This is a genomic window from Methylobacterium sp. C33D, assembly GCF_053345825.1.
The window spans coordinates 157,016-180,795 of sequence record NZ_JBKFAV010000007.1 but is presented as its reverse complement, the minus strand read 5'-3'; the positions used below and the strand labels follow the sequence as shown (position 1 = coordinate 180,795).

Annotated in this window: 19 protein-coding genes; 6 read left to right on the top strand and 13 right to left on the bottom strand. The window is 72.0% G+C overall.

Going from position 1 to position 23,780, the window contains the following annotated elements:
* Positions 1-5: 5 nt before the first annotated feature.
* The 6 genes from ACLBXO_RS07525 to ACLBXO_RS07500 form a co-directional block, all read right to left on the bottom strand.
* The gene (locus ACLBXO_RS07525) at positions 6-1,418 is read right to left on the bottom strand and encodes a cytochrome ubiquinol oxidase subunit I (RefSeq protein ID WP_447684997.1); all 1,413 of its coding nucleotides are present in this window, start codon (positions 1,416-1,418) and stop codon (positions 6-8) included.
* Positions 1,419-1,525: 107 nt separating this feature from the next.
* A complete protein-coding gene (gene mqo, locus ACLBXO_RS07520; RefSeq protein WP_447684996.1) occupies positions 1,526-3,037 on the bottom strand; it encodes a malate dehydrogenase (quinone) in 1,512 nt (503 codons plus the stop codon).
* Between the two features lie 11 nt (positions 3,038-3,048).
* Positions 3,049-3,447 (bottom strand): hypothetical protein, encoded by a 399-nt coding sequence (locus tag ACLBXO_RS07515; RefSeq protein ID WP_447684995.1) that lies wholly within the window; start codon positions 3,445-3,447, stop codon positions 3,049-3,051.
* A gap of 30 nt (positions 3,448-3,477) precedes the next feature.
* Complete coding sequence (gene poxB / locus ACLBXO_RS07510) at positions 3,478-5,205, bottom strand: ubiquinone-dependent pyruvate dehydrogenase (RefSeq protein ID WP_447684994.1); 1,728 nt, start codon at positions 5,203-5,205, stop codon at positions 3,478-3,480.
* A 47-nt stretch (positions 5,206-5,252) separates the two neighbouring features.
* Complete coding sequence (gene fumC, locus ACLBXO_RS07505) at positions 5,253-6,710, bottom strand: class II fumarate hydratase (protein ID WP_447684993.1); 1,458 nt, start codon at positions 6,708-6,710, stop codon at positions 5,253-5,255.
* Between the two features lie 269 nt (positions 6,711-6,979).
* Complete coding sequence (locus ACLBXO_RS07500) at positions 6,980-8,434, bottom strand: CoA transferase (RefSeq protein WP_447684992.1); 1,455 nt, start codon at positions 8,432-8,434, stop codon at positions 6,980-6,982.
* A 75-nt stretch (positions 8,435-8,509) separates the two neighbouring features.
* Here ACLBXO_RS07500 and ACLBXO_RS07495 point away from each other — a divergent pair, with 75 nt between their 5' ends.
* The gene (locus tag ACLBXO_RS07495; RefSeq protein WP_447685024.1) at positions 8,510-9,649 is read left to right on the top strand and encodes a citrate synthase; all 1,140 of its coding nucleotides are present in this window, start codon (positions 8,510-8,512) and stop codon (positions 9,647-9,649) included.
* Between the two features lie 19 nt (positions 9,650-9,668).
* Here ACLBXO_RS07495 and ACLBXO_RS07490 read toward each other — a convergent pair whose 3' ends face one another.
* Complete coding sequence (locus ACLBXO_RS07490) at positions 9,669-10,532, bottom strand: class II aldolase/adducin family protein (protein ID WP_331316715.1); 864 nt, start codon at positions 10,530-10,532, stop codon at positions 9,669-9,671.
* A gap of 129 nt (positions 10,533-10,661) precedes the next feature.
* On the opposite strand from ACLBXO_RS07490, the gene ACLBXO_RS07485 reads away from it, so the two are divergent.
* Positions 10,662-11,570, top strand: coding sequence for a LysR substrate-binding domain-containing protein (locus ACLBXO_RS07485; RefSeq protein ID WP_447684991.1), 909 nt, complete (start codon positions 10,662-10,664; stop codon positions 11,568-11,570).
* Positions 11,571-11,786: 216 nt separating this feature from the next.
* Entirely contained in the window at positions 11,787-13,148 is a 1,362-nt protein-coding gene (locus ACLBXO_RS07480; RefSeq protein ID WP_447684990.1) for an NAD(P)H-dependent oxidoreductase, read from the top strand.
* A 4-nt stretch (positions 13,149-13,152) separates the two neighbouring features.
* On the opposite strand, the gene ACLBXO_RS07475 is transcribed toward ACLBXO_RS07480, so the two are convergent.
* Both ACLBXO_RS07475 and ACLBXO_RS07470 read right to left on the bottom strand, forming a co-directional pair.
* On the bottom strand, positions 13,153-14,079 hold the full coding sequence (locus ACLBXO_RS07475) for a helix-turn-helix domain-containing protein (protein ID WP_447684989.1): 927 nt from the start codon (positions 14,077-14,079) through the stop codon (positions 13,153-13,155).
* 85 nt (positions 14,080-14,164) lie between these two features.
* Complete coding sequence (locus tag ACLBXO_RS07470; protein ID WP_447684988.1) at positions 14,165-14,395, bottom strand: hypothetical protein; 231 nt, start codon at positions 14,393-14,395, stop codon at positions 14,165-14,167.
* Between the two features lie 553 nt (positions 14,396-14,948).
* Here ACLBXO_RS07470 and ACLBXO_RS07465 point away from each other — a divergent pair.
* Positions 14,949-16,265, top strand: a complete 1,317-nt coding sequence (locus tag ACLBXO_RS07465; RefSeq protein ID WP_447684987.1) for an HlyD family secretion protein — start codon at positions 14,949-14,951, stop codon at positions 16,263-16,265.
* On the top strand, positions 16,262-18,406 hold the full coding sequence (locus ACLBXO_RS07460) for a peptidase domain-containing ABC transporter (protein WP_447684986.1): 2,145 nt from the start codon (positions 16,262-16,264) through the stop codon (positions 18,404-18,406). The genes ACLBXO_RS07465 and ACLBXO_RS07460 overlap by 4 nt, the downstream gene beginning before the upstream one ends.
* A 10-nt stretch (positions 18,407-18,416) precedes the next feature.
* On the opposite strand, the gene ACLBXO_RS07455 is transcribed toward ACLBXO_RS07460, so the two are convergent.
* Both ACLBXO_RS07455 and ACLBXO_RS07450 read right to left on the bottom strand, forming a co-directional pair.
* Positions 18,417-19,376 carry a helix-turn-helix domain-containing protein gene (locus ACLBXO_RS07455; protein ID WP_447684985.1) on the bottom strand — a complete coding sequence of 320 codons (960 nt, stop codon included), beginning with the start codon at positions 19,374-19,376 and terminating at the stop codon, positions 18,417-18,419.
* A gap of 137 nt (positions 19,377-19,513) precedes the next feature.
* Positions 19,514-20,812 (bottom strand): MFS transporter, encoded by a 1,299-nt coding sequence (locus tag ACLBXO_RS07450; protein WP_447684984.1) that lies wholly within the window; start codon positions 20,810-20,812, stop codon positions 19,514-19,516.
* A 380-nt stretch (positions 20,813-21,192) separates the two neighbouring features.
* Here ACLBXO_RS07450 and ACLBXO_RS07445 point away from each other — a divergent pair, with 380 nt between their 5' ends.
* Positions 21,193-21,654, top strand: coding sequence for a GNAT family N-acetyltransferase (locus tag ACLBXO_RS07445; RefSeq protein WP_331316696.1), 462 nt, complete (start codon positions 21,193-21,195; stop codon positions 21,652-21,654).
* 160 nt (positions 21,655-21,814) lie between these two features.
* On the opposite strand, the gene ACLBXO_RS07440 is transcribed toward ACLBXO_RS07445, so the two are convergent.
* Together ACLBXO_RS07440 and ACLBXO_RS07435 are read right to left on the bottom strand one after the other, a co-directional pair.
* On the bottom strand, positions 21,815-22,654 hold the full coding sequence (locus tag ACLBXO_RS07440) for an alpha/beta fold hydrolase (protein WP_447684983.1): 840 nt from the start codon (positions 22,652-22,654) through the stop codon (positions 21,815-21,817).
* Positions 22,655-23,227: 573 nt separating this feature from the next.
* Positions 23,228-23,641, bottom strand: coding sequence for a MucR family transcriptional regulator (locus ACLBXO_RS07435; protein WP_331316866.1), 414 nt, complete (start codon positions 23,639-23,641; stop codon positions 23,228-23,230).
* Between the last annotated feature and the right edge of the window lie 139 nt (positions 23,642-23,780).

Sequence of the window (23,780 nt, the reverse complement as noted above, 5' to 3'; positions counted from 1 at the left end):
GCCGCTCACTCCGCCGGATTGCTGCTGGGGGTGCCGGGACTGTTGCCCGGCATTGCGAGCGGCCGCTTGGGGTTGGCCGCGCTGCCGGCATGGGCCGGGGTCGGCAGGATGCCGGCCTTGAGCATGCGGTAGATGTAGACGGTGCCCGCCGCGAAGATCAGCGCGTAGACCGCGCCGAACACGGCGAGCGAGGTCGCCACCTGCGGGGAGGTCAAAAACGGCGTCGCCGCGTCGGCGGTGCGCAGCTGGCCGTAGACTGTCCAGGGCTGGCGCCCGACCTCGGCCGTGAACCACCCGGTCAGCGTCGCGACGAAGCCCAGCGGGAAGGACAGGAAGATCGCCCATTGCAGCCAGCGCGCGCGTTCCAGCCGGCCGGTGGCGTAGAAGGCCATGCCGCCCCAGGCCAGCGCCAGCATCAGCAGCCCGCAGCCGACCATGATGCGGAAGGCGAAGAACGGGATCAGCACCGGCGGCCGGTCGGCCTTGGGGATGTCCTTGATGCCGATCACCTTGCCGGTGAGGGTGCCGTCGTCGATCAGGCTGCCGGCGGGGGCCGGCAGGGCGATGACGAAGTGGTTCTTCTCCTGCGCCTCGTCGGGCCAGGCGAACAGGATCTCGCCGGCCGGCGCCTGGCTCTCCCAGTGGCCCTCGATCGCGGCGATCTTCGAGGGCTGGTGCCGGACCACGTAGTCGCCGGTGAGGTGGCCGAAGAACAGCTGCAGCGGCACGAGGATCGCGGCGAGGCCGAGCCCCATCCGCACCATGGCGCGGGCCTCGGCGCGGTCCCGGCCCCGCAGCATGGACCACGCCCCCGTCGCCGCCACGCAGAAGCTGGTGGTGACGTAGGCGGCCAGGACCATGTGGGGGAAGCGGACCCAGACGACCCCGTTGAAGATGATCGCCCCCCAGTCGGTCGGCACGAACACGCCGTCCGGGCGCAGGGCGAACCCGGTCGGGTACTGCATCCACGAGTTGTTCACGAGGATCCAGAACGACGACAGGCTGGTGCCGAGGCAGACCATCAGGCAGGCGAACAGGTAGAACCAGCGCGGCACCCGGGCGCGGCCGAACATCAGTACGCCGAAGAACGAGGCTTCCAGCGCGAAGGCCGTGAAGCTCTCGTAGCCGAGGAGCGGACCCTGGATCGGGCCGGTGCGGCGGGCGAGTTCGCTCCAGTTGGTCCCGAACTGGAACGCCATGACGATGCCCGAGACGACGCCGAGCCCGAAGGCGACCGCGAAGATCTTGAGCCAGAAGTCGAACAGGCGGTCGTAGACCGGCTCGCCCGAGATCATCGCCCGCGCCTGGAGAAAGGCGAGCCAGGCCGCCAGTCCGACCGTGAAGGCCGGGAAGATGATGTGGAACGAGACCGTGAAGGCGAACTGGATGCGCGAGAGCATCAGGGCGGAGATGTCCATCGTTCCTCTCTCCAGCCGAATCCCGCCGGTCCGCCGCCCCGGGGCGGGCGCGTCGCACCCTCAGATGTCCGCCGGCGGGGCGCGGGGAACCGCGCCTCGCGAAGCTGTCAGATGTTGTCGATCCTCAGGACCGGCGCCGTCTCGGCCCGGCTGCGGCGGCAGGCCTCGGCGTCCCGCTTGAGGTCGATGCCGTAGGTCGGGATCACGGCCTTGAGGCGGGGCAGCCAGGCGTCCGGCGTCAACCGGTCGGCGAAGCACTTCTCGAGGACCTCGACCGCGATGAAGGCCGCCGTCGAGGCGCCGGGCGAGGCGCCGAGCAGCGCGCAGATCGAGTTGTCGGCCGCAGCCACCAGCTCGGTGCCGAATTCCAGGTAGCCCTCCTCCAGCGGGTTCATCTTGCCGGTCGGCTTGATCGTCTGCACCCGCTGGCCGGCGACCGCCGACGTCCAGTCCTGCTTCAGCGCCTTGGGAAAGAACTGCTTCAGGGTCGCGAACTGGTGGTCGGAGCTCTGGAGCACCTGGCCCACGAGGTACTCGGTGAGCGCGACGTTGTCCTTGGCGACGTCGAGCAGCGGCACGACGTTGTGCGGCGTCAGCGCGGTGAACAGGTCGGTGAGCGACCCGTGCTTGAGGAACCGCGACGAGAAGCCCGCGTAGGGCCCGAACAGCAGCGAGCGCCTGCCGCCGATGATGCGCGTGTCGAGGTGGGGCACCGACATCGGCGGCGAGCCCGAGGCCGCCTTGCCGTAGACCTTGGCGTGGTGGCGCGCGCTGACCGCGTCGACGTCGCAGCGCAGCCAGATCCCCGAGACCGGGAAGCCGCCGTAGCCGCGCCCCTCGGGGATCTTCGAGGCCTGCAGCAGCGGCAGCGAGCCGCCGCCCGCGCCGATGAACACGAACTTCGCCGTCACGGTCTGGCGCGTGGCGTCGTAGGTGTCCTCGACGGTCACGGCCCAGCGGCCGTCGTCGACCCGGTCGAGGGCGACGACCTTGCGGTTGTAGTGCACGGCGAAGCCGGGCTGCGCCGCGAGCTGCTCGACCAGCAGGTGCGTGAGGGCGCCGTAATCGACGTCCGTCCCGGTGACGATCCGGGTGGCGGCGATCGGCTCGCCGGGATCGCGGCCCTCGACGATCAGCGGCGCCCAGCCGGCGATGACCTGCGGGTCCTCGCTGTACTCCATGCCGTGGTAGCAATGGTGGGCCGACATCGCGGCGTAGCGCGCCTTGAGGAAGGCGACGTTCTCGGCCCCCCAGACGAAGCTCATGTGCGGGCAGGGATGGATGAAGGCGCGGGGGTCCGGGATCGCGCCCTTCCTCACCAGATGCGCCCAGAGCTGGCGCGAGATGTCGAACTCGGTGTTGACCTCCAGGGCCTTGGCGATGTCGACGCTGCCGTCGGGCCGCTGGGGCGTGTAGTTCAGCTCGCAATTGGCCGCGTGGCCGGTGCCGGCGTTGTTCCAGCCCTGCGAGCTCTCCTGCGCGCAGTCGTGGAGCGTCTCGAACATCGCGATCCGCAGCGACGGCTCCAGCTCCTTCAGCATCGTGCCGAAGGTCGCGCTCATGATCCCGGCGCCGATCAGCACCACGTCGGGAGCGTCGTCGTAGCTCATGTCGGCCATCGGGCCCCTCCTCAGGCGGTCTTGTTCGGGATGAAGGGGAGCTTGGCCTCGGCGCTGGGGGCGAGGATCACGTAGGCCCGGCACCAGGGCTCGTCGTCGACGAGCCGCCAGGAATGGCCGGAGCCGGCCGTGTCCTCGGCGATGAGGATGTCGCCGGGGCGGATCGTGAAGTGCGCGCCGGCCCTCGTCTGGAAGTCGAGGGTGCCGCGCAGGGTGATGACGAACTGCCGGGTCGGCGCCGCGTGCCACGCGTAGGTGCCGCCGGCCTGCGTCTCCCGGAAGGAGATCGAGACCACGTCGGTCGTCCCGCTGAGGATGTCGCCGCGCTCGCCGTGGGGCAGGTCGATGACGCCTTCCTCGAAGTAGGAATTGTCGTCGTCACCGGTCCAGATGCGTACGCAGCGGATCATCGGGCAGAGCTCCGGCTTCGGAAGGGCGCCTCAGCGCCAGAGGTTGGTCTTGGCGAGGTCGATGATCTCGGTGCCGCGCCCGTCGATCACCGCGCGGGCGAGCCACATCCCGAAGCCCGTCACCTGCTCGAGGCCGACCTTCGGCGGCATCGACAGCTCCTGTCGGGCCGAGACGACGTCGAGCAGGGCGGGGCCGTCATGGGCGAGCATCTCGGCCATCGCGCCCGGCAGCGCGGCCGGATCCTCGACGCGCCGGGCGAAGATGCCGGCCCCGCTCGCCATGGCGGCGAAGTCCGGGTTCACCAGCTCGACGCCGGTCTCGAGGAAGCCCGCGGCCTTCATCTCCATCTCGACGAAGCCCAGCGTGCCGTTGTTCAGCACCACGATCTTCACCGGCAGCTTGTGCTGGTTGAGGGTCAGCAGGTCGCCCATCAGCATGGCGAAGCCGCCGTCGCCGGAGAACGAGATGATCTGCCGCCCGGGATAGGCCGCCTGCGCGCCGATCGCCTGCGGCAGGGCGTTGGCCATCGAGCCGTGGTTCAGCGAGCCGATCAGCCGGCGCTTGCCGTTCATGGCGAGGTAGCGCGCCGCCCAGATCGTCGGCGTGCCGACGTCGAAGGTGAAGACCGCGTCCTCGGAGGCCGCCTCGCTGAGCGTCCGGGCGACGTATTGCGGGTGGATCTTGCCGCCCGGCTTGCCGACCGCCAGCGCGTCGAGCCCGGCGCGAGCCTTGCGGTAATGGGCGAGGCTGTCGTCGAGATGCGCCCGGTCGGTCTTCGCCTGCAGCCGCGGCAGCAGCGCCGCGATCGTCTCCCCGACGTCGCCGATCAGGCCGAGATCGATCCGGCAGTGGCGCCCGAGGCTCTCGGCCCGCAGGTCGACCTGCGCGACCTTGGCGTCATTCGGGTAGAACTGGCGGTAGGGGAAGCCGGTGCCGAGCAGCAGCAGGGTGTCGCAGTCCAGCATCGCCCGGTAGCCCGACGAGAAACCGATCAGGCCGGTCATGCCGACGTCGTAGGGATTGTCCCACTCGACGTGCTCCTTGCCGCCGAGCGCGTGGACGACCGGCGCCTTCAGCGCCTCGGCGAGCTGCAGCAGCTCCCCGTGGGCGCCGGCGCAGCCGCGGCCGCAGAACAGGGTCACGCGCCCGGCCGCGTTGAGCATCCCCGCGAGCGCGTCGAGGTCGGCGTCGCGCGGGCGCACCACGGGCGGGGGCGGCACCAATGCGGTCGAGAGCTCGGGCGCGTTCCCCGGCATGGCCATGAGGCCGACATCGCCGGGGATCACCACCACGGCGACCCCGCGCTCGGCGATAGCGACGCGCATCGCGGTCTCGATCACGCCGGGCAGCTGGGCCGGCGAGGAGACCAGCTCGCAGTAGTGACTGCATTCCTGGAACAGGTTCTGCGGGTGCGTCTCCTGGAAGTAGCCCCGGCCGATCTCCGCGGAGGGGATCTGGGCCGCGATGGCCAGCACCGGCACGCGGGAGCGGTGCGCGTCGAACAGGCCGTTGATCAGGTGCAGGTTCCCCGGTCCGCAGGATCCGGCGCAGACCGCGAGCGCGCCGGTCAGGTGCGCCTCGGCGCCGGCCGCGAAGGCGGCGCTCTCCTCGTGGCGCGTGTGGATCCAGGCGATCGAGCCGTCCTGGCGCAGGGCCTCGGTCAGGCCGTTGAGGCTATCGCCGACCACGCCGTAGATGCGCTTCACGCCGGCCTGCGCCAGCGCACGGACGAACAGATCGGCGACCTTCGTGCTCATGGTGTCTCGCTCAGCTGAGGGGTCCGGACGGACGGTCCCGGCGGGTTTCAGGCGCCGGCCAGCCCGTGGCCGATCATGGTCCTGGGATCGCACACCGCGTCGAAGCGCTCGGCCGGAACGCCCTCGGCCAGGGCGGCCTCGCGCAGGGTCGTGCCCGCGTCGTTGGCGCGGTGGGCGATCTTGGAGGCGAGGTCGTAGCCGATCACCGGCGACAGGGCCGTGACCAGCATCAGCGACTGGTTCACCGTCTCGTCGATCCGCGTCCGGTTGAGCTCCGTGCCCGCGACCGAGTAGGTCCGGAACTTCTCGCAGGCGTCGCCCAGCACGCGGATCGCGTGCAGCGTGTTGTTGATGATGATCGGGCGCATCGCGTTGAGCTCGAAATTGCCCTGCGAACCCGCGAAGGCGACCGCGTTGTCCTCGCCGATCACCTGGATGCAGACCATCACCAGGGCCTCGCACTGGGTCGGGTTGACCTTGCCGGGCATGATCGAGGAGCCCGGCTCGTTGGCCGGCAGCAGCAGCTCGCCGAGGCCGCAGCGCGGCCCCGAGGCGAGCCAGCGCATGTCGTTGGCGATCTTCATCAGCGCGACCGCGAGCCCGCGCACCGCCGCCATGGCGGCGACCATGGCGTCCAGCGACCCCTGCGCGGCGAACTTGTTGGGCGCCGTGACGAACGGCTTGCAAGTGAGATCGGCGATCTTGGCGGCGATCTCCGCGCTGAACCCCTCCGGCGCGTTGAGGCCGGTGCCGACCGCGGTGCCGCCGGCCGCCAGCTTGTACAGCCCGGTGCGCGACGCCTCGACGAGGGCCAGCGCGTCGCGCATCTGCGCCACGTAGCCCGACCATTCCTGGCCGACCGTCAGCGGCGTCGCGTCCTGCAGGTGGGTCCGGCCGGTCTTGACCACGTCCATCCAGGCCTGGGCCTTGGCGTCGATCGCGTCGGCCAGCGCCCGCGCCTTGGGGAGCAGGACCTCGTCGAGTTCGAGCACCGTGGCGACGTGCATCGCGGTCGGGAAGGTGTCGTTCGACGACTGGCCCATGTTGACGTGGTCGTTCGGGTGGACCGGGCTCTTGGAGCCGAGCGCACCGCCGAGGAGCTGGATCGCGCGGTTCGACAGCACCTCGTTGACGTTCATGTTGGACTGGGTGCCGGAGCCGGTCTGCCAGACGTAGAGCGGATAGTGCGCGTCGAGCTTGCCCGCGATCGTCTCGTCGGCGGCCTGGACGATGGCCCCCGCGCGCCAATCCTCCAGGCGGCCGGCGGCGGCGTTGACCAGGGCGGCGGCCTTCTTGACGTAGCCGTAGGCGTGGTAGACCCGCTTGGGCATGCGATCGTCGCCGATCGAGAAGTGCTGGAGCGAGCGCTGGGTCTGCGCGCCCCAGTAGCGGTCCGCCGGCACGTCGATCCCGCCCATCGAGTCCGTCTCGCGCCGCATCCCGGTGGCGGCGATGCCGATCGGTACGTCGCGCAGGATGGGGTGGCCCGGGGCAGACTCGTTCATCGTCATCCTTCTCGGTGTCGGATCGTCTGGCTCAGTGCGAGACGGGTTCGGCGAACCGGGTGCGCTTTGACGTAAACGGTGGTATTATTTTCGGTGTTCTGTCGATACGTGCCGATTTTAAGATAACTGACTATTGAATCATACTCTAAACCTAGTATTCAAAACGCCGACAAAACGCATTACAGATCATGAATGCGAATTGCCAGATAACATAGATCGGTGTCAAGCGTTCCGCCACGCGTAGGCTGCAAAAACATATCCGCGATTGGTCAATTTATAGCACTTCTGCTTCCCGGAGAGGCCGTCGAGCCGGACCAGCGCGCGCTGCCGAAATGTCTGACTTGTGCGGCCTCCGTCGCGCCGAGATCGCGGGCCGGGCGATCCCACCGCAGCGGCGCACCCGCGATCCGCACGGGCGCGTGCAGGCGGAGGGCAGGTCCCCACGCCGTGTCCTCGATCTCCGGGGCGTAATCCGCGTCCCGATATCCGCCGAAGGCGGGCCCCGGCGCGCTGCCGGGATGGTCCGTGAGCAGGCGCGCGGTCCGGGCCAGGGAGAGCCGCGCGGTGACGGCGTGCCCGTCGCGCTGCCGGGCGATCAGGCCTCGCACGCACGCCGCCGCCATCAGGTAGCCGGTGGCGTGGTCGAGCGCCTGGACGGGCAGCGGCACCGGCCGGTCGGCCTGTTTCCATCGCTGTCCGGCCGCCGCGATGCCCGTCGCCATCTGGACGAGGCTGTCGAAGCCGCGCCGTCCGGCCCAGGGTCCGGTCCAGCCGTAGGCGCAGAGCGCGACGTCGATCAGGTCCGGGTTGAGCGCGCCGCGCCGCGCCGCGCCGTAGCCGAGCCGCTCCAGGGCGTCGGGGCGGTACCCGTGCACGAGGATGTCGGCCTCGGCGAGCAGGGTCTCGAAATGCCGGCGGTCGGCGGCCTGCCGGAGGTCGAGCCGCGTGCAGACCTTGCCCAGGGTGACGTCGGGCGCCAGGGACGGCTCGTCCCAGCCGGGCGGGTCGATCCGCAGGACCTCGGCCCCGAGGCCGGCCAGGACGCGCGTGGCCACCGGTCCCGCCAGGATGCGGGTCAGGTCGAGGACCCGGATCCCCGCGAGGGGACGGGCCGAGTCCGGGCGCCACGGCGCAGGGAGCCGGACGGGCCGTTCCGCGAGCGCCACGAGGGGCTCGGCCCGGACCGCCCGGCCCTGGTCCAGGCCCTCCCACGCGTCGGGGTCGCGCATCGCCGCGGCGCAGCCGCCGGCGCGCAGGATCGCCCCTTCCAGGTCCTCGGCCGAAAAGCGGGCCACGGCGGCCGCCACCGCCTCCCGCTCGCCCGGACAGCCGAGAACCGCCAGGGCGGCGGCGCGGTGACGGGGCGCGTTGGTGTGCAGCCGGATCCAGTCATCCGCCGCCCTGTAGTCGCCGGCGATCGGGTCCCAGGCGGCCGGCAACGTCCAGCCCCGCGGCCGCACCGAGGTGCCGAACCACGCCGAGGCCAGATGCCGGTCGACCGTGACGGCGGGCGCGGGTCCGGACAGGCCGAGGAGTTCGGAGACGGCGAGGCCGGCGGCGGCGATCGACGCCGTCGCCAGCGCGGTGACCGGGAAGCAGGCGGGCAGGGTCCCGGTGCCCGTGACCGTCAGCCGGTCCCCGACCTCGGGCGGCAGCGCCAGGGCCGCCAGCGCCTCCGCGAGGATCGATGCCAGTGCGTCGTGGTCGGCGTGTCGTTCGCGCATGGTCGCGGCCCTTGATTGCTTCGCGCAGGCTGCCGGCCAACGACGGATCGATCAATCTTGATACATCCGATCAACATGACGGACTGGCTGGACCGCGCCGAAGCCCTCGACACCCTCGGGGTCCGGGCCCAGACGCTCTACGCTTATGTCAGCCGCGGGCTGATCGAGGCGCGGCGGGCGCCGGACGGGCGCCACAGCCAGTACCGGGCCGCCGACGTCGCGACGCTGGCCGACCGGCGCGGCCGGAGCCGCGCCAGCGCGGCGATCGCCGCGGGGGCCATGGCCTGGGGCGAGCCGTCGGTCGTCACCGCGATCAGCACCGTTCACCGGGGCAGCCTGATCTACCGCGGCCGCGACGCCGTGGCGTTCGCCCGCGACGCGAGCCTGGAGGCGACCGCCGACCTCCTGTGGGACAGCCCGGAGGCGACGCTGTTCGACGTTCCGGCCGACGCGGCCGCGACGCCGTTCCTGGCGCTGGCCGGGCTTCTGCAGGAGGCCGAGGCCGCGCTCGGCCGCGGGCACCACCGCCTGTGCCGCGACGCGCGCCGCGCCGTCGCGCATCTCGCCGCGTCCTGCGGTATCCCCGAAGGCCGGGCGCCCCTGCATCGCGGCCTCGCGCGGCTCTGGTCCCTCGACGCCGCGACCGCCGACCGGGTCCGCCGGGCGCTGGTGCTGCTGGCCGACCACGAGCTGAACGCCTCGACCTTCGCGACCCGGGTCGCCGCCTCCACCGGCGCGCCGATCGCGGCCTGCCTCATGGCCGGGTTGAGCGCCCTGTCCGGCCCCCGCCACGGCGGCGCCGCGGCGGCGGTGCTGCGGCTCGTCGACGAGGCCGCCGCGACGGGCCCGAGGGCGGCCGTGCGCGCCTGCCTGGATCGGAGCGGTGCGCTGCCGGGCTTCGGCCACCCGCTCTACCCGGACGGCGACGTCCGCGCCGCGGCCCTGGGCGCGGTCCTGCCCGCCGACACCCTGCTGGACGCCGTCCGGGACTGCGCCGAGGAGGCCACGGGCGCGCGACCGAACATCGATTTCGCGCTGACGGCGCTCGTCCGGACGGCGAGCCTGCCGCGGAGCGCGCCGTTCACGATCTTCCTGCTCGGCCGGAGCCTCGGCTGGGCCGCGCACGCCATGGAGCAGGGCCGCCAGGAGACGCTGATCCGGCCGCGCGCCCGCTACGAGGGGCGGCGGGGGCCGGCGGACCGCTCCGGCCCGTAGCGACCGGGCGACCCTGGTCTCAGGCGAACATGTCAGGCTGGGTCTCGGCGATCTGGTTGTACAGCGTCTGGAAGTGTAGCCAGCCGATATAGTCGCTGCCGACGTGCTCGCGGCTGTAGCGGGCGGTCTTCTCCGAGAGGAGCTGCGGCTTGATGCCGGAGGCCTCGACCAGGAGCTGCTGCTGGCAGGCCCGTTCCAGGGCGATGAACCAGAAGGCGGCGTCGTCGATGCTGTGCTGCGAGCACGTCAGCAGGCCATGGTTTTGGTGCAGCACGCCGCGGTTGCGGCCGATCTGCTGGGCGACCGACAGGCCGCTCTCCTTCTCCACCGCCACGGCGCCCGCCGAGGCGCCGATCACCGCGTGGCTGTTGTAGAAGGCCGCCGCGTCCTGACTGATCATGTCCAGCGGCCGGCCGGTGGCGCACCACGCGGTGCCGTAGGTCGTGTGCGCGTGGCACATCGCCATGACCTCCGGATACGCCTCGTGCACGGCGGCGTGGAGGACGAAGCCCGCGCGGTTGATGGCGTGGCGCCCCTCGACCACCCGGCCCGTGTGGTCGGCCAGGATCAGGTTCGACATCCGCACCTGCGAGAAGTGCACGCACATCGGGTTGGTCCAGTACAGCTCCGGACGCTCCGGGTCGCGGATCGTCAGGTGGCCGGCGAAGCCGTAGTCGAAGCCGTGCATCGCGAAGGCGCGGCAGGCGGCCACGAGGTGCTTCTTGCGGTAGTCCCGCGCCTCGGCGTGGCTGGCGAAGTCCGGGATCTCTGGGAAGATCAGGCCGGCCTGCTCGGGCTGGTAGATCGAGGTCCGCCTGCGGCCGGCATCGTCGTTCGGCAGGTCGAGGGCGACGGCCGCGTCGTGGGCGTGATCGTCGAGCATGGCGTGTCCTCTCCTCGGGGTACGGACCGGGCCGCCCGTCGTACCGCGGCCGGCACTATCCTGCCGGATCCGCGCGTTGACAAACGACGATTTTTCACGCTTTCCATGAATTCAATTCACGGATTGCGCATGCGCCGGATCCCGAGCTTCTCCGCCCTGCGGGCCTTCGAGGCGGCCGCGCGCCTGGGCAGCTTCGCCCGCGCCAGCGCGGAGCTGCACCTCACGCCCTCGGCGGTCAGCCACCAGATCCGGGCGCTGGAGCGCTGGTTCGGGCGCGCCCTGTTCCGCAGGGCGAACCGCCAGGCGCTCCTCACCGCCGACGGCCAGCGCCTGCTGGCGGGGCTCTCGAGCGCCTTCGACGCTATCGAGGCTGTCTGCGCCGATCTCGGCCCGCCGTCGCCCACGTCGCTGGCCGTGCACTGCACGCCGAGCTTCGCGGCGAAGTGGCTCGGGCCGCGGCTCCCCGCCTTCGTGGAGGCGCATCCCGGCATCGCCATCCGCCTCTCCACCAGCGCCGACCCGGTGGATCTCGGGCGGGACGAGGCGATCGACATCCTGATCGCCTACGGCCGGCCGCCGGGCGGGCCCGGCCTGACCGTCGAGTCCCTCGGCCCGGAGGAGATCGCAGCCCTGTGCACGCCGGAGGTCGCCCGGGCCGCGCAGCCGGACGCGGCCGGAACGATCGGGCCGTTCGCGCGGCTCGACTCGTCGTTCAGCCCCGTCCGCTGGCCGGACTGGTTCGCCCATAACGGCCTGCCGGTCCCGGGCGGGGCGGCGGGCGCGGCCTTCGACCGGGGCTCGCTGGTGATCTCGGCGGCCGTCCAGGGGCTCGGCGTGGCGCTGGAGACCCTGCGGTTCGCCCGGGACGAGCTGGCCGCCGGGCAGCTGGTGCGCCTCGGCGGCGATCGGGCCGCGAGCCTGACCCGCGACCTCCACTTCATCTGCTACCGCGACCGCGACGGGGCCCTGGAGAAGATCCAAGCCTTCCGGCGCTGGCTCCTCGACGTTGAGGCGGAGAGCCGGGCCGAGGTGGCCTGAGGCGGCCCGAGGCGGCCCGAGGCGGAGAGACCCGATCCCTCGCCCTGCCCCGCTCCCGCACGGGAGAGGGGCGGCGCGTCGCCCGAACAGACCCGCCGCCTTTTCATGCTGCGGGCCTCAACGGCATCGGGAACCGCGCTAGGTCCCCGCCCAACGACGCGGCGAGCGCGGCGGGGCCCGATCCCGACCGCGCCCCACCCAGGGAGAGAACGCCCCATGTCCCTTTCCGCCAAGCTGCAGCGGCGCGCCGACGCGGGCCGGCCCGTCCGGGTCGGCCTGATCGGCGCCGGCAAGTTCGGCTCGATGTACCTGTCGCAGGCGCCGCGCACGCCCGGCATCCACCTCGTCGCGGTGGCCGATCTGTCGCCCGATCGGGCGCGCGAATCGCTGCGCCGGGTCGGCTGGGACGATTCCCGGTTCGCCGCGCGGGGGCTGGAGGAGGCCGCGCGCGGCGGCACGACCCTCGTGACCGAGGATGCCGACGCGATGATCGCGAGTCCGTTCGTGGACATCGTCATCGACGCCACCGGCAGCCCGGCCGCCGGCATCCGCCACGCGCTGAAGGCCTTCGCGCACGGCAAGCACATCGTCATGGTCAACGTCGAGGCCGACGTGCTGGCCGGGCCGCTGCTGGCGCGCCGGGCGGCGGAGGCCGGGGTGATCTACTCCATGGCCTCGGGCGACCAGCCGGCGCTCATCGCCGAGCTGGTCGACTGGGCCCGCACCATCGGGCTGGAGGTGATCTGCGCCGGCAAGGGCACCAAGTACCTCCCGGCCTACCACGCTTCCACGCCCGACACGGTCTGGGGCCATTACGGCTTCAGCGAGAGCCAGGTCGCCGGCGGCGACTTCAACCCGCAGATGTTCAACTCCTTCCTCGACGGCACCAAGTCGGCGCTGGAGATGGCCGCCGTGGCCAATGCCTGCGGACTCACCCCGCCGCGCGACGGCCTCGCCTTCCCGCCCTGCGGCGTCGACGACCTGCCGAGCGTCCTGAAGCCCGCGGCGGATGGCGGCCTCCTCACCGAGCGCGGCACCGTCGAGGTGGTCTCGTCGGTGGAGCGGGACGGGCGGCCGGTCTTCCGGGACCTGCGCTGGGGCGTCTACGCGGTGTTCGAGGCGCCGAGCGCCTACGTGCGCGACTGCTTCGCGCAGTACGGCCTCAAGACCGATGCGAGCGGCCGGTTCGCCGCGACCTACAAGCCCTATCACCTGATCGGCCTCGAACTCGGCATCTCGGTCGCCTCCATCGCGGTCCGCGGCGAGGCCACGGGGGCGACGGGCGACTGGCGCGGCGACGTCGCCGCCACGGCCAAGCGCGCGCTGCGGGCCGGGGAGCGGCTCGACGGCGAGGGCGGGTTCACCGTGTACGGCAAGCTGATGCCGGCGGCGGACTCGCTGGCGCAGGACGCCCTGCCGATCGGGCTCGCCCACAACATGGTCCTCAGGAACGACGTGCCCGCGGGCCGGACCGTGCGCTGGAGCGACGTCGCCTTCGACGCCGGCCAGGAAGCGATCCGCGTCCGGCGCGAGATGGAGGCCCTGTTCCGCGGGGGGGCGGCGCGGGCCGCCGGGTAGGGCCTCAGGCGCGCCGGCCGGCCGTGCGCCCGGTCGGCGAGCGCCCGACGAGCTTCCGGAACGTGCGGCTCATAGCGCCGGCGCTCGTGAAGCCCGATCGCGCGGCGACCTCCGCCATCGACCCCGCGCCGGAGCGGATCAGGGCCTCGGCCCGGCCGACGCGCTCGCGCATGATGTACTGGTAGGGCGTGACCCCGATGGTCTGGCGGAAGGCCCGGATGAAGTAGCCCTCGCTCAGTCCGACGATGCCGGCCAGGGCAGAGACGGTGATCTCCCGGTCCAGGTGCTCCCGGATATACGCGCAGGCCCGTCCGGCCTGCGACGCCGAGAGGTCGGGCGTCGCCGACGGGCCCGGCGCGCGCGCGGCCACGACCGAGGGCAGGACCGAGCGCAGGATCGCTAGGTGGAGGCTCTCGATCAGCAGCGCGTCCGGCGACGGGTCGTCCCGGTGCGCGCAAGCCAGCGCGTCGAGGATGTGCCAGGTGCTGCGGCAGGCGCGGAGATCGCGCCCGTCCGCCGCGAAGGCGATCTGGCCGATCGGCGCCTCGGCGAGCCGCTCGACGGCGGCGGCCGAGAAGGAGAGGACGCGGCCGGCATACGGGCCCGCCCACCGGGTCGTGCCGTTCAGGCCCGGGCGCCGGACCAGCAGGCCCTCGCGCTCGCTCAGCCGCGCCGCGACCTCGTAGTCGACCGCGTGGTGCGCCCCCGCCGGCTGCGTGCTGGCGGCGACCTCGAGGCCGGTGACCGCGTGCGTGCTCCACCCGCCGGTGGGGAAGCGGAAATCGACGAAGGTGACCTCCGGGAGGCCGCGGTCGCTCGGCGCGTAGCAGGTCAGCTCGGGACGGCCGGAGAGATGGCCGGTGCTGCCACTGGTGGCGTACGCGACCGTCTCGGCCGAACTCTCGCCTGAACTCTCGGCTGCTCTGTCCATGCGGGCCCGTGATCCCGGTGTCGTCGCGGTCACGCCCCGCGACGGAGGAGGGCGGCCCCGCGGCCGCCCTCCCGGTGTCAGACCGTCAGCGCAGGGAGCCGGTCACGCCGCCGACGACACCGCCGACCGCGCCGAGCACGCTGCCCACCAGGCCACTCACCAGACCGCCGACCTGGCCCACGACCCCCGAGACCGCACCGAGCTCCTGACTCGCGTCGACCCCGAGGCCGACGGTGAGGCCGATCCCGAGGCCGCCGCCGACCTGGTCCAGCTCGGCAGCGCTCAGCTCGCGGACGGTATCGATGCTGTCCTGCATGATCGTTCTCCAGATTGAGATTCACGAAGAAGGTTATTTTGCTTCGATCTATTGCCTGATCGTAGCGTCGAGGCGCCGTGGACGTCGGTGCCTGCCTTTAGGATTACAGAGATGTGCTTCGTGTCAATCGGCCATGAGAGGCCGATACCGTTTGCGGACGATCGAAATCGGCCGATGCGCAAAAACTGACCGGGCTTGCCTTCCGCGACCTGTGCTCCGTGCGTCGCGCGGCCGGCCGGCTCACGCGCTGCGGAGCGGGGGGTTCCGGCACGGCTCTCCCGACGCGGTCTTCGCAGCGCAGCATCGAACATCGCAAAAAATGACCTGATTTCGCAGCGCAAAACAGGGAGCGATGAAATTCGCGCTAATTTGCTGTTTTTACTCGATTTTACGTCAAAGTTGCGGCGTTCTGACGCATACAAAAGTATTCAAAATTCGCCGCCTCGGCAAGTGTTGACATGTAACTCCAGCGATGCGACCGAGTAGGGCGGCGATCGCTGAGCCCGTTGTTCGCGAATACGTCCGTTTCCTTCAGGAAGGTTGCTTTCTCCGGGTGCCGAGTCCGCTTTTTCGACTTGAAGTTATCGAGGCGCGACGCAACGCGTGGCTGGGCGAGGCGCAGATCATCCAGCCTCTGCCGGTCCGCATCGTGGCCCTGGCCTGCGTGATCATGGTGGCGGCGGCCGGTCTCTATGCCTGGCAGGGGACCTACACGCGCCGCATCCACGCCGTCGGCCTGCTCGCGCCCGATATCGGGTTGATCAGCCTTGCCAGTCCGGTGGCGGGACGCGTCGGCTCGACGGGTGTCCGCGAGGGCGACAAGGTCGCCCGCGGGCAGCTTCTGTACACGATCGACCTCGACGCCGTGTCGGCGAGCGGTCCCACGCAGGAGCGCGTGATCGCCGAGCTGGAGCGGCAGCGCCAGAGCGTGGAGCGGCAGCGGACCGCCCGGGCCGATCTCGCCGGCACGGAGCGGCAGGCGCTGCGCGAGCAGGTGGTGAATCTGAGCGAGCAGTCGGCCCAGCTCGCCAAGCAGATCGACCTGCAGGACAAGCTGGTTCCGCCGCTCCGGGCGCGTGTCGAGGAACTCGCCGACGCCGTCGCGCGCGGCTACGCCCGCGCCGCCGACTTCCAGAGCCAGAACTACCTCTACATGCAGGCGAGCGCGCAGCTGGCGCAGTTCCAGCAGAGCCGCCTCCAGATCGACGGCAGGCTCGCCGACACCAAGTCCCAGCTCGCCGCCTACGACGACCGGCTGGCCCGCGACCTCGCCGACCTCGACCGGACCGCCGCCCAGCTGGCGCAGCAGAAAGCCGAGAGCGAGGCGCGCCGCGCCATCGAGGTCCGGGCGCCGGAGGCCGGGACCCTGACGTCGATCCGCGCGCAGGTCGGCCAGACCGTGGCGGCCGGGGCGACGCTCCTGACCCTGCTGCCGAGCGCCGGGCGCCTCCAGGCCAACCTGTTCGTCGATTCGTCGGCCATCGGCTTCGCCGAGGCCGGGGCGCCGGTGATGCTGCGCTACGCCGCCTTCCCCTTCCAGCGCTTCGGCCTGCACCGCGGCGTCGTCACCGAGGTCACCCGGGCGCCGCTCGGCAGCGACGACGCGCCCGATTTCGCGCGGCGCGCCGCCGCCAGGGGGGAACGAACCGACCTCTACCGCATCGTGGTCCGGCCGGATTCCGACACCGTGCTGGCCTACGGCGAGCGGCGCAGCCTCGAAGCGGGCATGCGCGTCGAGGCCGATATCGCGCTGGAGAAGCGGTCGCTCTACCGCTGGCTGCTCGATCCCGTGACGCATGTCCGGGAGAGCCTCGCCCTCGTCACGCGCGGCGGCCTCGACGCCCTGCCGGTCCGGAAGGCCGCCCCGTGACGGCGCCGTCCCTCGCCGCCCGGCTGGATTTCGGGCTCCGCCGCCGGGTGCCGGTCGTCCTCCAGGCCGAGGCCGCCGAGTGCGGCATGGCCTGCCTCGCCATGGTCCTCGCCTATCACGGTCGCCAGATCGACCTCGCGACGCTGCGGCGGCGCCATCCCCTGTCCCTCAAGGGCATGACCCTGCGCAACCTGATCGACCTCTGCGGCGCGCAGGGCCTGACCGCCCGCGCCCTGCGCGTCGAGCTCACGGACCTGCCCCGGCTCCGGCTCCCCTGCATCCTGCACTGGGGCCTCAACCACTTCGTGGTTCTGACCCGGGTCGAACGCGGCGTCCTCGTCATCAACGATCCGGGCCGCGGCCGGCGCCGGGTCAGCCTGGCGGAGGCCTCGCGGGAATTCACCGGCGTCGCCCTGGAGGCGGTGCCCAATCCCGGTTTCAGGCGGGAGCGGGCCGCCCCGGGCCTGCGGCTGCGCGACCTGTTCCGCAACATGGCCGGCATCCGCGCCGCCCTGGCCCAGGTCCTGGCCCTCTCCCTCGGGATCGAGCTCGTCGCCCTCCTGATGCCCATCGCCTCGCAGGTCGTCATCGACGAGGTGATCGTGAACGCCGACCACGACCTGCTCCTCGTGGTGGCGATCGGCCTCGCGCTGCTGCTGCTGGTCCAGCTCGGCCTCAGCATCGCCCGCACCTGGGCGATCATGCTGGCCGGGACCCGGCTGAACTACCAGTGGTCGGCCGGCCTGTTCGACCACCTGTCGCGGCTGCCCCTCGACTACTTCGAGAAGCGCCATGTCGGCGACGTGATCTCGCGGTTCGGCTCCCTCGCCACCATCCAGAAGGGCCTGACGACCGATCTCGTCCAGGCCATGCTCGACGGGCTCATGGCGGTCGGCATGCTGGTGATGCTGACGGTCTACGGCGGCTGGCTGGTCGCCGTGGTCCTGGCCTCGACGGCGCTCAACGCGGTCCTGCGGGTCTTCGCCTACGGCGCGTACCGGGAGGGGAGCGAGGAGGCCCTCGTGGCCGAGGCCCGCCAGCAGACGCACTTCATTGAGACGGTCCGCGGCATGGCGAGCGTCAAGCTCCTCGACCTGCGCGAGCGGCGCGGCGGCGCCTGGATGAACCACTTCGTCACGGCCCTGAACGCCCGGCTGCGGCTGCAGCGCCTCGACCTCGTGTTCGGCCGCGCGAACGAGTTCCTGTTCGGCCTCGACCGGCTGATCCTGCTGGTGCTCGGCGCCCGCGCGGTCATCGGCGGATCCCTGTCGCTCGGCATGCTGGTGGCGTTCCTGGCCTATCGCGACCAGTTCGCCACCCGGATCGGCAGCCTGATCGACGCGTGGTTCAAGCTGCGCATGCTCGACGTGCAGACCGACCGGCTCGCCGACATCGTGCTGTGCGAGCCCGAGGAGCAGGATCTCGCCGCCAGGGCGCAGCCGGGGGCGCCCCCGGTGGTCGCCGTGAAGGCCGGAACGCTCGTAGGCGCGGGGCTGGCGCTGCGCTACGGGGCCGACGAGCCCTGGATCTTCCGCGGGGTCTCGCTGTCGGTCCGGGCCGGCGCCTGCTTCGCGATCATTGGCCCCTCGGGATGCGGCAAGACCTCTCTGATGAAGGTGATGATGGGGCTGACGCCGCCCAGCGAGGGGATCGTCACCGCCGACGGCCAGGACATCCGCACCGCGGCCGGATCCTACCGGCGCCGGATCGCCGGCGTGATGCAGAGCGACGGCCTGTTCGCCGGCTCGATCGCCGAGAACATCGCGGCCTTCGACGAGCATCCGGACGCGGGCTGGATCGCCGAGTGCGCCGCCCGGGCGGCGATCCTGGACGACATCCGCCGCATGCCGATGGGCTTCGAGAGCCTCGTCGGCGACATGGGCTCGACCCTGTCGGGCGGCCAGAAGCAGCGCATCGTGCTGGCGCGCGCCCTCTACCGGCGGCCCGAGATCCTGTTCCTCGACGAGGCCACGAGTCACCTCGACGAGGCCACCGAGGCGGTGATCGCCCAGGCCCTGCGGGACCTGCGGATGACGCGGGTGATCGTCGCCCATCGGCCGGCCACGATCGCCCACGCGGACGCGGTGTTCGATTTCGCCGCCGAGGTCCGGGGCCGGGCGGATCTCGCCGCCGCGGGCTGACGCGCCGCGCCTAGGGGAGGGCGGGCCGGAGGTCGCCCGGCGCCAGGCCGAAGCGCTTGCGGAAGCCGCGGTTGAAGGTCGGCACGTCGGTGAACCCGCACGCGTAGGCGATCGAGGCGATCCGCATCTTGTCGTGGCGAGGACCCTCGAGGCGCCGGCGCGCGAGGTCGAGGCGCGCGTCGCGGATCGCCGCCGCGATGCCGCCGGTCTCCGCGAAGGCGCGGTACAGGCTGGTCCGGGACAGGCCCAGCGCGCGCTGGATGTCCTGCGGATTCAGGTCGGGATCGTGCATCCGCCGCGCGATGTGGGCGCGGGCGAGCGAGACGACGGCCGCCTGCGAGACCGTCTCCGGATCGGCGCGCTGGGCCGCGCCGTCGACGAGGTGGCCGAGGAGATGGAGCACGCCCTCGATCGCCGCCTGCGCCTCGTCCGCGGACATCCAGGCGATCGAGTCGGCCACGCCGCGCAGCCGGGCCCGGACCTCCGCCCCGGACGGGTGCGGGGCGAGGCTGCGGCCCGCGAAGGCGTCGGCGTCGCCGACGAAGGCCTCGAACATCTCGCGCGGCACGGCGAGGCGGACCTCGTCGTAGGCGCTCTGGGTGCCGGCCACGAAGGGTCGGTTCCGCGACAGGAAGCCGATGTCGCCAGGAGTCAGCTGGGCCCCGCGGCCATTCTGCTCCTGGTAGCCGATCCCGTCGAGCGCGAGGCCGATCACCACCATCCCGCGGGCGTTCCGGTCGACGTGGCGGGACCGGAACTCCACCTCCACCGGGCTGCTCACCGTGTGGGTCAGCGACCAGCCGGCCGAGGCCACGGTCAGGCGCTTGGCCGAGAACCGCTCCCGCGGATGCTGCCGGTCGATATCGCCGAACGCCGCCAGGGCCGTGCAGCGCCAGAATTCGAAGGCCTGCTTGGGGTCGACGTGACTGGTCGTCTCGACGAGGCTCGGGACGAGCACCGGGCTAGACACGTGTGAGGCCCCCGTCGTGCCCGGCGGCTCCTTCGCACCGCTCGCGCAACTCTATCGTGTGAATCTTGCCGGATTGGCAACCGACGCCGGGCGGACCGGCTACGCGGGTCGTGAGCCCGCGCCGCCTCCGGCGCGCCCTAGGCAACGGCCTGCCCGGCCAGGCCGGGCGGTCCGGAGAGGAGCAGGGCCGCGCTCGCCGCCAGGACGGCCGTGATCACCGCGAACATCGCGTGCGGCCCGTAGGCCGAGAGGATCGGCAGGAGGATGATCGGCGCCAGCGCGGCCGCGACCCGGCCGCCGGCCCAGGCGCAGGTCATGGCCGAGGCCCGCAGCGGGGTCGGGAGCAACTCCGTCGCGTAGACGGCGAGGATGCTGCCGTAGGTCGCCGCCGCGGTGTTGAAGGCGATGCCGACGAGGACCAGCGTGAGGAACGTGCCGCTCGCGGCGAAGGCCGTGCCGAGGGCCGCCATCGCCGCCGCCAGGACCGTCAGGCAGGCGCGCCGCTCCAGCCGGTCGATCACCAGCGCGGTCAGCAGGGTGCCCAGCGGCGGGCCGAGCATCGACAGCGCGGCGAAGACGAGGGATTGATCGACCTTGAAACCCTTCTCGACCATCACGACGGCGCTGAGCAGCGGGAAGGCGATCGTCGCCAGGGGGGCGAGGGTGTAGAGGCCGACGAACAGGGCCGTCCGGCGCATCTGGCGCGTCTCGGCGAACAGGCCCCGGAACCCCGCGGGCCCGGTCGCGGGCGGGTCCGGGTCCGGGTCGGTGGGGGCGGCGACCCGGACCCGGCCGGCCGCGCGCTCGAACCGGCGGCAGGCGGCGTCGGCCTCGGCGGAGCGCCCGACCGAGGCGAGCCACCGCGGCGATTCCGGCAGCCGCGCGAACAGGACGCCGCCGAGCGCCGCCAGGGCGCCCCCGAGGATCAGCGCCCAGCGCCACGGCTCGATCCCGAGCGGCGCGGCCGGTGCCATCATCTGGACCAGGCCGATTGCGGCCAGGCCGCCGAGGAGCCCGAGTCCGGCGCAGACCAGCAGCGTCGCGCCGCGTCGGCGCGCAGGCGTCACCTCGGCGAGGTAGGTGGCGACCAGGGGCGGGAAGCCGCCGATCGCGAACCCCGAGACCGTCCGGGCGATCGTCAGCGCCGTGAGCCCCTGGCTCGCGGCGGCCGCCAGCGATCCGGCGGCCATCAGCGCGAGGGAGGCCTGGAGCGCGCGCCTGCGGCCGAGGCGATCCCCCAGCATCCCGAAGACGGGTGCGCCCACCGCCCCGCCGGCGAACACGGAGGCGAGGAGCAGCGAGAGGCTGCCCCGCGGCAGGTTGTGGGGCGGCGCGAGGAAGATGGCCGCCAGGGCGTTGCTCAGGGCGACCTCGGCGATGTCGGTGAACAGGCCCAGCGTGCAGACGGCGAGCGCCGCCGCGTGAAGCCGCGTCATCGGAAGGGAATCGAGCCGCCGCGTGACGGCCGCGATCGACCCGGCGACCGATGCGGCGGCATCGGAGGCACTCGCGGTCTGGCTTCCGGCGTCGATCAAGCGTGTGAATCCTCTCCGGCCGGAGCGTGCCCGCAACCGGTGACGCACCGCCACGGCAGCGTGTTCCCCACCGGGGAACGTGACGGCGTTCACAAATGCACCATGCGCGCCATGGTTGCGGGTCGCAGGGAGGTCGGCGGTCCGCGGGTCTTGCGGAGCTTTCGATCCGCCCTCCGCCGGGAGCCTCGGCGCGGGGGCCGCACCGCCGTTCCGCGCCTTGCTGATCGTCGATCGGGAGGACATCCTGCGCGGGGGATGTCGGGGCGGATGGCCGGGGCACGATGTTCGAGATCGCGCGGGACGACCTGTCCGATACGCAGACACGGGCGCTGCTGGCGCTCCACCTCGCCGGCATGCACGCATCCTCGCCGCCGGGCAGCGTGTTCGCTCTCGACCTGTCAGGCCTGCAAGCACCGGACGTGACCGTCTGGACGGCGCGCCGCGGCGGGCGGGTGGCGAGCGTCGGGGCGCTCAGGATGGCGACGGACGGCACCGCGGAGGTGAAGTCCATGCGGACGCATCCGGATTTCCTCCGCCTGGGAGCCGGCGCGGCGATCCTCGACACCATCATCGCGGCCGCCGCCGCCCGCGGCGCGCGATGCCTCAGCCTCGAGACCGGATGCGGACCCGCATTCGCGCCCGCGCTCGAACTCTATCGGCGTCGGGGCTTCGTGAGCGGCCCCGCGTTCGGGACCTACGTGCCGAGCGACTTCAACCAGTTCCTCCATCTCGCGATCGCCTGACGGGTCGGGTCGGCGTCCTCGTCGCGCCGCCGTTCCCGAAACGGCCCGCGCCGCGCGTCCGCGATCCGTACGTCCAGGCGCAGAGGCCGACTGGGCTAGGGTCAGCAAGGCTGGCTGTCGGCCCGGTGAGTCGCGCGCGTCAGGGGGCCGCCCAGGACCCTCAAGGCCCGTCCAGGAAGCCGAGGAGCGCCGCATTGAAGAGCGCGGGATCCTGCAGGAACGCGAAGTGGCTGACATTGGGCAGGATCAGCAGCCCCGCCCCGGGGATCGTGGCGGCGAGGTACTCGGTGTGCGCGCGCTTGATCCCCTCGTCGTGGTCGCCGTCCGCGATGAGGACCGGCGCGCGGATCCGCTTCAGATCGGCCTCGGTCCAGCGCGGCTGCCCGCCCCACATCCGGCCGACCGCGTCGACGAAGGCGGCATAGTCCCCGGGAGTCGGCGAGAGGGCCTCGTACTCCCGGCCGGCCCGGTCGATGAAGGCGGCGAAGGTCGGGTTCTTCTCCACGCCCTCGATCAGGCCCGACGGATCGGCGTTGGCACCGAACGCGAACACCTTGCCGACACGGTCGGGGTGGCGGATCGCCATGTCGAGAGCGAGGATCGCGCCGTCGCTCCATCCGACGATGTCGGCGCGCGGGATCCTCAGCACGTCGAGCAGGCCGACCACGTCGTCGGTCATCAGGTCGTAGCCGAACGGCCGATCGTCCCGGGTGCTGCGGCCGTGCCCGCGGCTGTCGACGAGGATGACCGTGCGGCGGGCGGCGAGCGGCGCGACCTGATGGCCCCAGTAATCGGAGTTCGACAGGCCTCCGTGCAGCAGGACGACCGGCGGGCCGCTGCCGATCGTGGCGTAGTACAGCCGGATGCCGTTGACGGCGGCGCGGCCCGGGATCGTGCCGGCGACCGGCGCGGGGGTCGCCGGCAAGTCCTGCCAGCGCGGTCCCGCCCAGGCCGGGGCGCCGGCCAGCAGAAGGGTCAGGGCGATCGCGGTCCGAAGCATCGAGCACCTGTCGTCGTGGCCGGAACCGGGCCACCGGAGCGATCCGGTCCCGCGCGACCTGCCGCGACCGCGACCTCCGGTCGACCTGCGCGCGGACCGTTGCAAGCGGACCGTGACCGGCTCGGATGACAGAACGATTTCAGGTCGCGGCGCGCGGGCAGGGAGACGCCGTGCCGCCCGCGCCCGCGCGCCGAAGGCCGATGGATGGCGCCGACCTGGGTGAACACCTAGAATCGCGGATCCGTGCGGCGTGACCGGTCCGGCCGCGGCGCGGGGGTGACCGGCGCGGGCCGATGGCCGACCACGTCGCCGTTGCGGTAGGCCTCCTGGATGTTGTGTCGCGCGGCCTGTCCCGCCGTCCCGCCGGGCTGCGTCACGGCCGAGTCGCCGGACGGCGCCAGGACGGTCTGCGCCGACGACGGTCCCGCGCCGAGAAGAAGGAGGGCGACACAGCCCGACAGACCTTTCATGGCCGGATACCTCTCCCCGATCGCGCCGCCCGGTCCGACGGATCTACGTCCGTGCGGGCGATCGGTTCACTGGGTGAGCGGACGGCCGTTGGTTCCGCGTCGATCAGGCGGCCTTGCGGCCGAGCCGGATCGACTTGGCGATCTCCGACCGGCGCTCGGCGTAGCCGGGCGCTGTCATCGGGTAATCGTCGGGCAGCCCGTAGCGCGCGCGGTACGATTCCGGCGTGAGCCCGTGCGCGGTGAGGTGCCGCTTCATCGTCTTGTACGACCGACCGTCGATGAAGCTGACAATGCTGTCCTGGCGGACCGATCCGCGGATCTGAGCGGCGTCCGGTTGCTCGGGCGGCGCCTCGACGACCGCCGGCCGGTCGGCGAGCGCGGAGAGCGCGCCGTGCACGGTGATCAGAAGCGGCGGGATGCTGGTGTGCGGCAGCGCGTTGTTCGACAGATAGGCGGTCACGACGCGCAGAGCCACGTCGCTGATCGTCGGCTCGGGTAGGTCCTGGTTCTTGCGCAACTTGATCCACCCCTTCTTCGATCCCCGCGACACCTGTTTTTTTACCATGAATACTCGGACATAATCGGGTGTCAATGCAGAATGACAGGCTTGGCAAGTAACGAATTTTGAATGCAGAATTTCAACCCGCCGTGCGATG